Origin of the sequence: Luteimonas sp. TWI596, from assembly GCF_039674105.1 — a bacterium.
In the GTDB taxonomy this organism is placed as follows: domain Bacteria; phylum Pseudomonadota; class Gammaproteobacteria; order Xanthomonadales; family Xanthomonadaceae; genus Luteimonas.
In genome coordinates, this window is record NZ_JBDJMU010000020.1 from 1 (window position 1) to 13707 (window position 13707).

The following is a 13707-nucleotide window of genomic DNA, read 5'->3' on the forward strand; positions in this document are numbered from 1 at the left end:
TCAATCGGGCATGTTTATGCAGGTTCATCCGGGGCTCCTGGGGCTGGGTTGGCTTCGTAACCCCCCATCTTCCAGAGACGCCCCGGATGAACAACCTACTGAAAGATCACAGCTAGTCGTCGTCGTGTCCGGCCGACCCGGCAGCGAGCAATTGGCGCAGTTGCGCCCCGGACATCCGGCGGATCGGCCGATCGTCGTCGGCGCGCAGCGGCGCCTGGCGCAGCGCGTTGGCCGGCAGCACCGTCAGCTCGAACGCCACCTCGCCACCGTGGAAGGTCCAGGTCGGGCAATCCTCCCGGCGCGCGCGGTCGAGCCGGACGCGCCGACTCCGCGCCTGCGCCGGAATGCGCTGGTCGAGGAGGAAGCGCTGCACCGCATCGGCGTCGTCGCTGTGCAGATGCAGTTGCACCGGCGCCTGGGCATCGGCGGTGCCATCGAGTACGCCGCCGTGCAGACGGGGCTGGAACGGCGCGAAGAACGTGAGCGCTTCCAGCGCGGCCTCGCGGCTGCGCTGCAGCGCGTCGGCGTGCGCAGCGGACGCGAACAGGCGGCGGTACTCGCCCAGTGCCTGCTCGATTTCCTGATCCTGCGGCAGCGAGGCATCGTCGTGGATGCCCAGTCGCCCAGCGGCCTTCAGCCGGGCCTGATGGATCTCGTGGATGCCGCCCTCGGCCATGAGTCGGGCAGCCTCGTGCGCCAGACGGTGGCGACGTTCTCGGGTGCGGGCCCCGGCATGCTGGCGTGCGCGATGCATGCATGTTCCCCCGTGTCGATCGACGTACCGACTCTACGCCTCCCTCCTGGGCGGTCAAGCCATCGCGCCAGGGGCCGGCGCGATGGATTCAGGGGTGGGCCGGTTCGATCAGAAAATGTCGAACGCTTCCTCGGCCGGCACGTCGTCGATCTGCAGATCGACCTCGGACGCCATCCGCTCCAGGTCCTCGGCCTTCACGTACTCCACGATGCCGCCACCCTCGGCGCCCACCGGCATCAACCGTCCGCTGGGGGTCACCGAGACGCGCACCATGCCTTCGGGCGGGTCGTTGCGCGCTTCGGGCACGCCGTCCAGAGCGACCCGCATGAAGTCGATCCAGATCGGCAGCGCGGAGCGTCCGCCGTACTCGCGGTAGCCGAGCGAGCGGTTGTCGTCGCGCCCGACCCAGACCGAGGTCACCAGGTTGCCGCCGAAGCCGGAGAACCAAGCGTCGCGATGCTCGTTGGTCGAACCGGTCTTGCCACCGACGTCCTCGCGTCCGAGCGCGCGCGCGGCGGTGCCGGTGCCGCGGCGGACGACGTCGCGCATCATCGAGATCATCTGGTAGGCCACGCGCTCGTCGATCGCGCGCTCGGCCATGACCGGTGCCTGTCCGTCCGCACGCGCCTCGGGTTCGGGGGGCGCTTCCGCCGGCTCCGGCGCTTCGGTGACGCTGCGCTGCGCCGACGCAGGTCCCAGGTCGAAGCCGTCGACGACATGCGAGGGTGCGGCCGACTGGCCGGGGCGGCCGTCGTTGCCGCAGCCACGGCAGGCCCGGGCCGGGTTCTCCTTGAACACCAGCGTGCCTTCGCGGTCGCGGACTTCGTCGATGAACCACGGGTTGATCCGGAAGCCGCCGTTGGCGAACACCGCATAGCCGCGAGTGACATCGAGCGGGCTCAGCGATGGCGTGCCGAGCGCGATCGACAGGTTGGGCGGCAGCTGCGACTCGTCGAAGCCGAAGTGGCTGATGTAGCGACGGGCGTAATCCACGCCGATCATGTCGAGCAGACGCACAGCGACCAGGTTGCGCGACTGCACCAGCGCTTCGCGCAAGCGCATCGGCCCGCGGAACTGGCCATCGGAATTCTGTGGCCGCCAGTCCTGCCCTCGGCGCATCCTGAACAACACCGGCGCGTCGGGCACGATCGACGCCGGGTTGAAGCCCTTCTCGAATGCCGCAGCGAAGATGAACGGCTTGAAGCTCGACCCGGGCTGGCGGAGCGACTGTGTGGCCCGGTTGAAATTGCTGCCGGCGAAGCTGAAGCCGCCGATCAGCGCGCGGACCGCGCCGTTGTCCGGCTCCAGCGAGACCAGTGTGGCCTGGCCGCGCGGCAACTGGTCGAGTTGCCAACTCACCGTGGGCGGCGGCGTGGGGGCGTCGGGATCGGCATTGGCGGCCACCTTGGCCGGAGTCTCGATCCGGCGCACCCGGGTGAGGTCGCCGCGCGCGAGCAGGGCGGACGGCGCGCGCCCCGTCCAGCGGCTGCTGGCCGCGTCCAGGGTGACGGTGCTGCCATCGGCCAGGACCACCTCCGCGGTGCCGTCGCCGCTGCGCAGCACCAGGGCCGGCAGCAGGCCACCTTGCGGGGCGATGCCGCGCAGCCGGCGCGCGGCGGTCGCCGCGTCTTCATCGGCCGCCAGCTCGAAGGTCTCGCTCGGCTTGACCCAGCCGTGACGGTGGTCGTAGGTCATCAACCCGTTGCGCACCGCCAGTTCGGCGGCGGCCTGCATCGTCGGGTCGATCGTCGTGGTGACGTGGTAGCCGCGGGTGAGCACGTCGCCGCCGTAGCGGGCGACCATCTCCAGGCGCACCATTTCCGCGACATAGGGCGCGTACGCCTCGATCGGCCGCTCATGGGGGCTGGCGTGCATCTCGACCGCACGCGCGGCCGCCGACTCGGCCGGCGTGATGTAGCCCAGCTCCTGCATGCGCGCCAGCACATAGACGTCGCGACGCTCGCGCGCGCGCTCGGGATTGCTGATCGGGTTGCCGCTGGACGGGAATTTGGGGATCGCCGCCAGCGAGGCCATCTCGTCGAGGTCGAGCTCAGCGAGCGGCTTGCCGTAGTAGAACTCGGCCGCCGCGGCCACGCCGTAGGCGCGGTTGCCGAAGAAACTCTTGTTCAGGTACAGCTCGAAGATCTCGTCCTTGGTGAGGTTCTGCTCCATCTTGCGCGCCAGCAGCATCTCGGCGAACTTGCGGGTGAAGCTGTACTCCGAGCTCAGGAAGAACTGCCGGGCGACCTGCTGGGTGATCGTCGAGCCGCCGGGGACGCGGCGGTCGTCGGTGGTCGCCAGCAGCCACAGCGCGCGGGCCACGCCGCGGTAGTCGATGCCGCCGTGCTGGTAGAAGCGCGCATCCTCGGTGGCCAGGAACGCCTGCTTCAGGCGCTCGGGCACCTGGTCGATCTTGACCGGGTAGCGCCGCGTCTCGCCGAACAGCGCGATCAGCTTGCCGTCCCGGGCATAGACGTACATCGGCTCCTGCATCTCGATGTCGCGCAAGGTCTCCACGTCCGGCAGCTTGGAGGCCACGGCCGTGTACAGGATGCCCGCGGCCACGGTGGCCAGGACGGCCAGCACCAGGCCCAGGATCAGGACCCAGCGCAGCAAACGGCGGAAACGGGAGGCGCGGGGGCGGGGGGGCGACGCGGAATCGGGTCTCATCCGCGCAGTATAGGGCGCCATCGCCGGCCGGTCGCTGAGCGGCTGCGAGGGCCTCCGACGCCCCCTGTGCAGCGTGCCCGACCTTGCCATTGCGGGGAAAGTCCGTTATCTAATGCGCCGGGACACGCGGCGTGCGGATGCGTCCGTGGCGAAGGGGAGCAATCTGTGGGGCTCATCGCAAAAAGCCACGTGCCGCTGGTCGGCATCGACATCAGTTCGACCGCGGTCAAGTTGCTCCAGCTGTCCAGGCAGGGCAACCGGTATCGCGTCGAACACTATGCGGTCGAGCCGTTGCCGCCCAACGCCGTGGTCGAAAAAGCGATCGTCGAGGCCGAGGCGGTCGGTGACGCGATCCGGCGGGCCGTCGCCCGCTCCGGTACCCGTGCCAAGCACGCGGCCGCGGCCGTCGCCGGCTCGGCGGTGATCACCAAGACCATCCCGATGCCCGCCGATCTCGACGAGGACGAGCTCGAGTCGCAGATCGAGCTCGAGGCGGTCAACTACATTCCCTATCCGATCGAGGAAGTGAACCTCGATTTCGCGGTGCTCGGTCCCTCGCCCGGCAATCCCGATACCGTGCAGGTGCTGCTGGCGGCCTCCCGCTCGGAGAACGTCGAACTGCGCGCCTCGGCGCTGGAGCTGGGCGGGCTCATCGCCCGGGTCATCGATGTCGAGGCCTTCGCGATCGAAAGCGCGTTCGCACTGGTTGCCGATACGCTCGACATCGCCGCGGATGGTGTCGTGGCGTTGGTCGATGTCGGTGCGACGATGACCACCCTCAACGTGCTGCGCAACGGTCGCAGCCTGTATTCGCGCGAGCAGGTGTTCGGCGGCAAGCAGCTCACCGACGAGGTCATGCGCCGCTACGGGCTGAGCTACGAGGAGGCCGGCCTGGCCAAGCGCCAGGGCGGGCTGCCGGAAAGCTACGAGGTCGAGGTGCTCGAACCCTTCAAGGAGGCGATGGTCCAGCAGATCAGCCGCCTGCTGCAGTTCTTCTACGCCGGCAGCGACTTCAATCGGGTCGACCGGATCGTGCTGGCCGGCGGCTGCGCGTCGATCCCGGGCGCGGCGGCGATGGTGGAAGAACAACTCGGCGTGCCGAGCGTGCTGGCCAACCCGCTGGCGCAGATGACGCTCGGCCCGCGTGTCCAGGCGCAGGCGCTGGCCCAGGACGCACCGGCGCTGATGATCGCCTGCGGTCTCGCACTGCGGAGCTTCGACTGATGGCGCGGATCAACCTGCTGCCCTGGCGCGCCGAACGGCGCCGGCAGCGACAGAAGGAATTCGGGATCATGGCCGCGTTGGCGGCCGTGGCCGGTATCGTGCTGTGGCTGCTGGTGAACATGTACTACAACGCGCAGCTCGACGGGCAGCGCGCGCGCAATGCGTTTTTGCAGCAGCAGATCGCTGAGCTCGATCGTGAGATCGTCGAGATCGACAGCCTCGATCGTCAGCGCGCACGCCTGCTGGCACGCAAGGCGGTGATCGAGGAGCTGCAGGGCAACCGCTCGCAGATGGTGCACCTGTTCGACCAGCTGGTACGGACCATCCCCGACGGCGTGCTGCTGACCTCGCTCAAGCAGGAAGGGCAGATGCTGACGCTCGAAGGACGCTCGCAGTCGAACGCGCGCGTGAGCACGTACATGCGTGCACTCGAAGGCTCGGGCTGGATGACCAACCCGCAACTGGCGGTCATCGAGGCCCGCGACGGCGTGCCGGGGCTGCCGTACGCGTTCACGCTCAACGTCCAGCTCTCGACGCCGGCCGCCAAGGAGGCCGGCGCAGCGGCGCCTGCACCCGCCGCACCCGCCCAGGAGGTCGCCCCGTGAGCCGCAAGAAGGTGTCGCTGCGCGAGCTCGACCTCAACAACGTCGGTGCCTGGCCGCGCGAGTACCGCATCGGGACCTGCGTGGTCGTGGGTCTGCTGATCTTCGCGCTGCTGTGGTGGGGTATCACCCGCGACAAGGGCAACGAACTGCGCACGCTGGAAGACCAGGAAGCCACGCTGCGCAGCGACTTCGAGACCAAGCAGGGCAAGGCCGCCAACCTCGAACCGCTCAAGCAGCAGCTCGCGCAGATGGAGCAGCAGTTGCAGCAGATGCTGCGCCAGTTGCCGAGCAAGACCGAGATGCCGGACCTGATCACCGACATCTCGCAGACCGCGATCGCCACCGGCATCCAGAACGACCTGTTCCGGCCCGGCACCGAGGTGCCGCGCGAGTTCTACGCCGAGCAGCCGATCGCGCTGCGCATGGTCGGCACCTACCACCAGTTCGGCGCGTTCGTCAGCGGAGTCGCGTCGCTGCCGCGCGTGGTCATCATGACGATGCACGACATCTCGCTCAAACCCCGCGGCGAGGACAGCGGCGGGCTGGCTGCGATCGGCCCCAACTCGGTGCTCGAACTCTCGGGCACGGTGAAGACCTACCGCTACCTCGACGAAGAGGAGACCGCGGCGCAGGAGCAGGCGGCCGCCGCCGCGACCGGGGAGACGCCCTGATGGCCGCGATCGCCACATCGATGGCCCGATGCGCGCTGGCGACCGCGCTGGCCGTGCTCGCGGTCGGCTGCGGGCGCGATATCACCAGCGAGCCGGGCGGCGCGCCCAATCTCGAGGTCTGGGTCGACGAGGTCAAGCAGCGGCCGGCGCCGCCGCTCGAGCCGCTGCCCGTCATGCAGCAGTTCGAGACCTTCGAATACTCCGCCCAGGGCATCCGCGACCCCTTCAGCAACGCGTTCACCGACGTCGACAACGGCAGCGGGCTGCGGCCCGATTCGAACCGTCGCAAAGAGATCACTGAGCAGTTCCCCCTCGACAGCATGGCGATGGTCGGCACCATGAACACCGGTGCCCGGATGCTCGGGCTGGTGCTGGCGCCCGATAAGGTGACCTACCGCATCGCGCCGGGGAACTACCTGGGGCAGAACGATGGCCGTGTCACATCGGTCACCGAGAATCGTATCGAGCTCGTCGAGCTGGTGCCCGACGGTGCCGGCGGCTGGCTGGAACGCCCGGCTTCGCTCGCGCTGAACGAAAAATGATGAGGAAAGCAAGATGACCGTGAGCAAAGCGGGAAGCCCGCGGGCCGCAAGGACGTCGGCACTTCACGCCGGCGCGTTCGGCCTCGCCCTTGGCATGTTGGCGGCGTTCGGCGGCGTGCAGGCCGCGCAGCCGGCCACACCGGCGTCGCTGCTGCCTGCGCTGCAGGCATCGGCGGGGGCGGCGCACACCGGCGTGTCGGTAACCGATCTCGATTTCAAGCGTGGAGACGGCGGCTCGGGCAAGCTGATCCTGCGCTTCGACGGCGAGGGCGCCGCGCCCGACCTGCGCACGCAGGACGGCAATGTCGTCATCAACCTGGGAGGTGCGACACTGCCGGCGCAATTGCAGCGCCCGCTCAACGTCGTCGACTTCGCCACCCCGGTGCAGCGCATCGACGCGCGTCAGGGCGGCAACGGCGCGCAGGTCGTGCTCAGCGCGCGCGGCGACTTCGAGCCGATGGCCTACCAGAGCGGTCGCGACTACATCGTCGAGATCGTGCCACGCGCCGCCTCGAGCGATCGTGCGGTCGGGGCCTCCACCGCCGCCGCCGCGATGGGACAAGCGGCGACCACCGTGTCCGATGCGCGGGCCTACAGCGGCCGGCCGGTGACGTTCAACTTCCAGGACGTGCCGGTGCGTACGGTGCTGCAGCTGATCGCCGACGAATCCGACCTCAACATCGTCGCCAGCGACAGCGTGGCCGGCAACGTCACCTTGCGTCTGCAGAACGTGCCGTGGGACCAGGCGCTGGACATCGTGCTGCAGGCCAAGTCGCTCGACAAGCGCCGCAGCGGCAATGTGGTCTGGGTCGCCCCCCAGGCCGAGATCGCCGCGTTCGAGCAGGCCAAGGAAGATGCGCGCCTGGCGATCGAAGAGCGCGCGGAGATGACCACCGAGTACATCCCGATCAGCTACGGCAATGCCGAGGACATCGCCAAGCTGCTGACCGAGGAAAGCAAGAACGGCACGGGCGCCAACGTCAACAACACCGGGGCCGGCACGTCGCAGCAACGCGGCTTCCTGTCGACGCGCGGCAGCCTGAGCTTCGACCGCCGCACCAACACGCTGCTGGTGATCGACATCCCCTCGCGCGTCAACGAGATCCGGCGCCTGGTGAATCTGCTCGACAAGCCGGTCGACCAGGTCGTGATCGAGGCGCGCATCGTGATCGCCAACGAGTCGTTCGCACGCGATCTCGGGGCGCGCTTTGGCGTATCGACGGCCAGGCGCGTCGACGATCGCGTCGATGTTGGCGGCAAGTTACCTATTGGCCAAGATGGCTCTGTCGGTGTCCCTGGCGGCCTGAATGTGAACCTGCCGGTGACCGGCAACGCCCCGTCGCTGGCCTTCACGATCCTGGGCAACACCATCAACTGGGCGGTCGAGTTGCAGGCGTTGCAGACCGAGCAGCGTGGCGAGGTGATCTCCAATCCCCGCGTCGTCACCAGCAACCAGCGCGAAGCCACGATCAGCCAGGGACAGGAGGTCGGCTACATCACCGTGACCGGCGGCCAGAGCAACAATGTCCCGACGGTGCAGTTCAAGGACGTGCTGCTGGAACTGAAGGTCACCCCCACCATCACCAACGACGGCCGCGTGTTCCTGGCGATGGACATCAAGAAGGATGAGATCGTTGATTATGTCGAGTACCCGAACGTCGGCAAGGTGCCGCTGATCAGCAAGCGCAACGTGACCACCGCGGTACTGATCGACGACGGCCAGACGGTCGCGATCGGCGGCGTCTACGAGTTCACCGATCGCGCGTCCTTGTCGAAGGTGCCGTTCCTCGGCGACCTGCCGATCCTGGGCAACCTGTTCAAGAGCCGCGGCCGCACCAAGGACAAGGCCGAACTGCTGATCTTCGTCACCCCGAAGGTCATGCGCGTCGCGCAGCGCCCGATCGGCTGAGCGCCGCCGCCGCGCATGTCGCCACGGGGCCCGAAAGGGCCCCGTTTTCATGTCCGGCGGCTAACGCGCGCGGACCCGCGGGTTGAACCCCGCCCCCCGGTTCGGGTCACACTGTCGAGCGGCGCAACGGGCGCCGGACACAGGGAACCCGATGGAACATGCGGTCGAACAACCGGGGCAGTTGCAGGCGCGATTCGTCGCGCTGCGCGAGGCTCTGAGCGAGGAGATCGTCGGTCAGCCCGCGCTGGTCGACCGGTTGCTGGTGGCCTTGCTGGCCGATGGGCACCTATTGGTGGAGGGCGCGCCGGGCCTGGCCAAGACCAGTGCGATCCGGGCGCTCGCGGCGCGGCTCGATGCTGATTTCGCGCGATTGCAGTTCACGCCCGACCTGCTGCCCGCCGACCTGACCGGGACCGAGATCTGGCGTCCACAGGAGGGCCGGTTCGAGTTCCAGGCCGGCCCGATCTTCCATCCGCTGCTGCTCGCCGACGAGATCAACCGCGCGCCGGCGAAAGTCCAGTCCGCGCTGCTCGAGGCCATGGGCGAGCGCCAGGTGACGGTCGGTGGCCGGACTTACCCGCTGCCCGATCCCTTCCTGGTCATGGCCACGCAGAATCCGATCGAACAGGAGGGCACGTTCCCGTTGCCCGAGGCGCAACTCGACCGGTTCCTGATGCATGTGCGCGTGGGCTATCCCGATGCCGGGGCCGAGGCGCGCATCCTGCAGCTGGCGCGCGACCGGGCGCTGGCCCGGCTCGATGCACGGCCCGAGGCGGTCGATCGGATGCCGCTCGCGGCGCTGTTTGCGGCGCGCCGGGCGGTGCTCGCGTTGCATGTGGCGCCGCCGGTGGAGCGGTATCTGGTCGAGCTGGTCCTGGCTTCGCGCGATGCCGCGGCCTATGACGCCGCCCTTGCCGCCCGCATCGCCTGGGGCGCCAGCCCCCGCGGCTCGATTGCGCTCGAACGCTGCGCGCGGGCCGTGGCCTGGCTCGCCGGCCGCGACTTCGTCACGCCCGACGATGTCCGCGCCGTGGCCCCGGACGTGCTGCGGCATCGCATCCTGCCCAGCTACGAGGCGACCGCCGAGGGCTGGGACGGCGAGCGCCTGGTCCAGGCCTTGCTCGACCGCGTCCCGTTGCCCTGACGGCCGGAACCGGAAGGTCGTGATCGGGCATTCGGCAATGCGGGACGCGGACGGGGCCGTGGACACGGCGGCCGGCGTGCGCCCGGCGCTGGCCGAGCTCATTGCCCTGCGCGCGAGTGCCACGCGGCAGGGGGCGGCCCTGCGCGCGCATACGGGCCTGCGCCAGCAGGCGCCATCGCCGCTGCGTGGCCAGGGCATGGAATACGCCGAGTCGCGCGAGTACGTAGCCGGCGACGATGCGCGCCACATCGATTGGCGCGTGACCGCGCGCACCGGCCGGCCGCATACCAAGGCCTTCCAGACCGAGCGCGAACGGCTGACCTTGCTCGTGGCCGATACCGCGCCGACGCTGTACGTGGGCAGCCGGGTGCGGTTCAAGTCGGTCCAGGCCGCGCGCGCGGCGGCGGTCGCCGCCTGGGCGGCCGTGGCCGACGGCGATCGCATCGCCGCCCTGCGCGGCACGCATGACGAGGCGCCGGTGCCGCCGGCATCGGGCAGTCGCGGTGCGCTGCGTGTGCTGCATGCGCTCGCGCGCTGGTATGCCGCGCCGCCTGCGGGCGATGCCGGGCTGGCGGTCGCGCTCGATCATGCCGGGCGGCTGCTGCGGCCTGGCGCGCGCCTGCTGGTGCTGGCCGATGCCGCCAGTATCGCGACCGTACCGGCGCAGCGCTGGCCGGCGCTGGCCGCGCACAACCAGGTGCTGGTGGTGTTGTTGACCGATCCACTGGAACAGGCGCCGCCGCGGGCACGGCTGCGCCTTGCCACCGCGTCGGGGCGAGTGGAGCTCGATCTGCGCGACGGGGCGCAGCACGCGCGCTGGCAGACGGCGTTCGCCGAGCCGATCGCCCGGGCCCAGGCCACGCTGCGTGCGGCGCGCGTGCGCTGCGTGCTGCTGTCGAGCGAGATGCCCAGCGATGTGTGGTTGCCGGCGTTCGGCCGGCCGAAGGCGGCCTGACATGGCGGTACCCGATCTGGTTTTGCGCGACATCCACGTGACCGCCGCCCCGGGCTGGTGGCCGCCGGCGCCCGGCTGGTGGTGGCTCGCCGCGGCGGTCGTGGCGATGCTCGCCGTGGTGGCCGGCCTGCGTTGGCGGCGCGCGCGCCGGCGCCGCGCCTGGGCGCGGCTGTTCGATGCCCAGGTCGAGGCGGCGATCGACGCGCCTGCGAAGATCGCCGCGATGTCGGCGCTGCTGCGCCGGGCGGCGAGGCGCGTGCGTCCCGATGCCGACCGGTTGCAGGGCGATGCCTGGCTGGCGTTCCTGGACGAGGGCGAAGGCCCGCCGGTGTTCGTTGAAGGCGCGGGGCGCTTGCTGCACGACGGCGGTTTCCGGCGGGCGGTCGATGGCGACGTGCTCGATGCACTGCACGCCGCGGCCCGCCTGCGCTTCCTGGCGTTGATGGCGGCGGGGCGATGAGCCTGCCTGCGGCTGCGGATGGACTGCTGTCGGCGTTCGCCTGGCCGTGGATGCTGCTGGCCTTGCCGTTGCCCTGGGCGCTGCGGCGCTGGTGGCCGCCGGTCCGCAGCGAAGGCGATGCGCTGCGGGTGCCGTATGTCGGGCTCGACGCGATCGCCGCACCGACCGCCGGCCGGGGTGGCGCGCGGGCGTCGTGGCTGTTGTGGGCGGCCTGGGCCTTGCTGTGCATTGCGGCGGCGCGTCCACAGGGCGTCGGCCCGCCGGAGCACCCGCCGCGGACGGCGCGCGACCTGATGTTGGCGGTCGACCTGTCGGGCAGCATGAGCGAAGAGGACATGGTGATCGGACGGCGCGCAGTCGACCGGCTCACGGCGGCCAAGGCGGTGATCGCCGACTTCCTCGAGCGCCGGGCAGGCGACCGGATCGGGCTGATCGTGTTCGGGCAGCGTGCCTACGCGGTGACGCCGATGACGTTCGATCGCGACAGCGTGCGCCAGCAGTTGGACCGGACCGTGGTCGGGCTGGCCGGGCGCGAGACCGCGATCGGCGATGCGATCGCGCTGGCGGTGCGACGACTGCAGGACGGCGAGGGCGACCGCGTGTTGGTACTGCTGACCGACGGCGTCAGCAACGCCGGTGCGCTGAGCCCGCAGAAGGCGGCCGAACTGGCGCGCGACGCTGGCTTGCGCGTGCACACCATTGCCTTCGGCAGCGACGAGGACGGCTTGCAGATGCTCGGCTTCCGTCTGCCCGGCGGCGGCGAGCCGGCGATCGACGAAGCGGCGCTGCAGGCGATCGCCGAGACGACCGGTGGCCGTGCGTTCCGGGCCCGCGACACCGAATCGCTGGCCGGCATCTATGCCGAGATCGACCGGCTCGAACCGGTCGAGACGCCCGGTCCGGCACTGCGTGCGCGGGTGGAACGCTATCCGTGGCCACTTGCGGCCGGTTGCGTGCTCCTGATGCTGGTGCTGGTGCCGCGCGCCTGGGGGTTGCCGATGCGGGGCGCGCGATGAGCGGCGGTTGGCCCGACGTGGTCTTTGCCCGGCCGGCCTGGCTGTGGGCCTTGCTGGTGCTGCCGCTGCTGGCCGGTGTCTGGTGGGCGCGTCGGCGCGGCGAGGATACCTGGCGGCAGACGGTCGATCCGCATCTGCTGCCGCATCTGCTCGAGCGCCGCCCCGGCCGGCGCGGGCTGCTGGCGCTGGCTGCCTGGCTGTGCGCGGGCCTGCTCGCGGTGCTGGCGCTGGCGGGCCCGGGCTGGCGCCAGGTCGACGTGCCGTTGGCGTCCGTCGCCGCGACGCCGCTCGTCGTCGCGCTGGACCTGTCGTCGGCGACGACGGCGACCGACCTGCCGCCGTCGCGCCTGTTGCAGGCACGCGCCAAGCTCGCGCGGCTGCTCGCCCTGCGCCAGGGGCCGGTGGCGCTGCTGGTCTATGCGGACGATGCCTACATGGTGGCGCCGCTGACCGACGATGCTGCGAATGTCGCGCTGTATCTCGATGCGCTCGCGCCCGACATCATGCCGGTGGACGGCCAGCGCGCGGATCGCGCGATCGAGCAGGCGACGCGATTGTTGCGCCAGGGCGATGCGCAGCGCGGCGATATCGTGCTGCTGACCGACAGCGCCGACCGGGCCGCGGTGCGCGAGGCTGCGGCCGCGGTGCGAATGGGGTACCGGGTCTCGGTGCTGGGCCTGGGCAGCGCGGACGGCGCGGCCTATCGCGATCGCGATGGTGCGCTGGTCCATGCCCGTTTGGATGCCGACGCATTGCAGGCGTTGGCGACCGCCGGCGGTGGGCGCTGGCATCGCGTGACCGCCGACGACGGCGATCTCGACGCGCTCGGCCTGCGCGAGGCCCGCGCAGACGGGGCCGGCGCCGCAGCCGACGACGACACGCAGGCCCGGCGCATCGCCGACCAGGGCTACTGGCTGTTGCTGCCGTTGCTGGCGCTGGTACTGCTGGCGTTCCGGCGCGGCGCCGCAGTCGCGGTGCTGGCGGGGGCGCTGGTCTGGCCGATCCTGCCGGCGCATGCCGCGCAGACGGCGCAGGCGCCGGTCGGTACGCCCTGGCGGCGCGCCGACCAGATCGCCCACGCGCAGCTCGCGCAGGGCGCGGCGGCTTATCGCGACGGGCGGCACGAGGACGCATTGCGCGCCTGGGCCGGGCTGCCCGGCCCAGGCGCCGCCTACAACCGCGGCAATGCACTGGCGCGCCTGGGGCGGCTCGACGAAGCCATCGCCGCCTATGACGAGGCGCTGCGGTTGCAGCCGGACATGGCCGATGCGCAGGCCAATCGCGCCGCGGTCGAGGCGGCGCGTCGCCGTCAGCCGCCGCCCGGCGCGCGCGACGATCCGCGGTCGCCGCCACGCGACCAGCAGCGCCAGTCGGGGCGCCCGGATCCGGGCGACGGCCGGGCAGGCGATCGCGGCGCACCGCAGCCCGCACCGTCATCCGACGGCGCGCCACGCCCCGATACGCCGCCCTCGCCCCCCGACGCGACACCGCCTCCTGACGAGGCCGCGCAGCAGCGCACCGACCAGGCCATGCGAGAGCGCATGCAGCAGGCACTCGAAGACGCGGGCGAGGGTCGCCGGTCACCCGGCGACGCCATGCCTGCCGACCGGCAGGACGATGAAGCACAGCGTGAGCGCGAGCAGGCCAACCAGGCCTGGCTGCGGCGCGTGCCCGACGACCCGGGCGGGCTGTTGCGGGCGCAGTTCCGGATCGAACACGAGCGGCGCCACGGCGCGGAGGCACTGCGATGAGGACCG

At 70.8% G+C, this 13707-nt stretch carries 12 protein-coding genes; 10 read left to right on the forward strand and 2 right to left on the reverse strand.

The window, feature by feature from the left end; genetic code table 11:
* Window positions 1-112: 112 nt before the first annotated feature.
* Complete coding sequence (locus ABE487_RS14160; RefSeq protein WP_346448935.1) at window positions 113-754, reverse strand: hypothetical protein; 642 nt, start codon at window positions 752-754, stop codon at window positions 113-115.
* Window positions 755-862: 108 nt separating this feature from the next.
* On the reverse strand, window positions 863-3424 hold the full coding sequence (locus tag ABE487_RS14165; RefSeq protein WP_346443078.1) for a penicillin-binding protein 1A: 2562 nt from the start codon (window positions 3422-3424) through the stop codon (window positions 863-865).
* A gap of 165 nt (window positions 3425-3589) precedes the next feature.
* On the opposite strand from ABE487_RS14165, the gene ABE487_RS14170 reads away from it, so the two are divergent.
* From ABE487_RS14170 to ABE487_RS14215, 10 genes are all read left to right on the forward strand, one after another.
* Entirely contained in the window at window positions 3590-4648 is a 1059-nt protein-coding gene (locus tag ABE487_RS14170) for a pilus assembly protein PilM (protein WP_346443076.1), read from the forward strand.
* Complete coding sequence (locus ABE487_RS14175) at window positions 4648-5253, forward strand: PilN domain-containing protein (RefSeq protein WP_346448939.1); 606 nt, start codon at window positions 4648-4650, stop codon at window positions 5251-5253. The genes ABE487_RS14170 and ABE487_RS14175 overlap by 1 nt, the downstream gene beginning before the upstream one ends.
* A complete protein-coding gene (pilO, locus tag ABE487_RS14180) occupies window positions 5250-5924 on the forward strand; it encodes a type 4a pilus biogenesis protein PilO (RefSeq protein ID WP_346443072.1) in 675 nt (224 codons plus the stop codon). The genes ABE487_RS14175 and pilO overlap by 4 nt, the downstream gene beginning before the upstream one ends.
* A gap of 20 nt (window positions 5925-5944) precedes the next feature.
* Entirely contained in the window at window positions 5945-6466 is a 522-nt protein-coding gene (locus tag ABE487_RS14185) for a pilus assembly protein PilP (protein WP_346443095.1), read from the forward strand.
* A 94-nt stretch (window positions 6467-6560) separates the two neighbouring features.
* Complete coding sequence (gene pilQ, locus ABE487_RS14190) at window positions 6561-8375, forward strand: type IV pilus secretin PilQ (protein ID WP_346452771.1); 1815 nt, start codon at window positions 6561-6563, stop codon at window positions 8373-8375.
* A gap of 151 nt (window positions 8376-8526) precedes the next feature.
* Complete coding sequence (locus ABE487_RS14195) at window positions 8527-9519, forward strand: AAA family ATPase (protein WP_346452772.1); 993 nt, start codon at window positions 8527-8529, stop codon at window positions 9517-9519.
* Between the two features lie 37 nt (window positions 9520-9556).
* Window positions 9557-10474: a DUF58 domain-containing protein gene (locus ABE487_RS14200; RefSeq protein ID WP_346452773.1), complete on the forward strand. Its 918-nt coding sequence runs from the start codon at window positions 9557-9559 to the stop codon at window positions 10472-10474.
* 1 nt (window position 10475) lies between these two features.
* Window positions 10476-10934 (forward strand): DUF4381 family protein, encoded by a 459-nt coding sequence (locus ABE487_RS14205; protein ID WP_346452774.1) that lies wholly within the window; start codon window positions 10476-10478, stop codon window positions 10932-10934.
* Window positions 10931-11950, forward strand: coding sequence for a VWA domain-containing protein (locus tag ABE487_RS14210; RefSeq protein WP_346452775.1), 1020 nt, complete (start codon window positions 10931-10933; stop codon window positions 11948-11950). Before ABE487_RS14205 ends, ABE487_RS14210 begins: the two co-directional genes overlap by 4 nt.
* Window positions 11947-13701: a VWA domain-containing protein gene (locus tag ABE487_RS14215; protein WP_346452910.1), complete on the forward strand. Its 1755-nt coding sequence runs from the start codon at window positions 11947-11949 to the stop codon at window positions 13699-13701. Before ABE487_RS14210 ends, ABE487_RS14215 begins: the two co-directional genes overlap by 4 nt.
* Window positions 13702-13707: the final 6 nt, after the last annotated feature.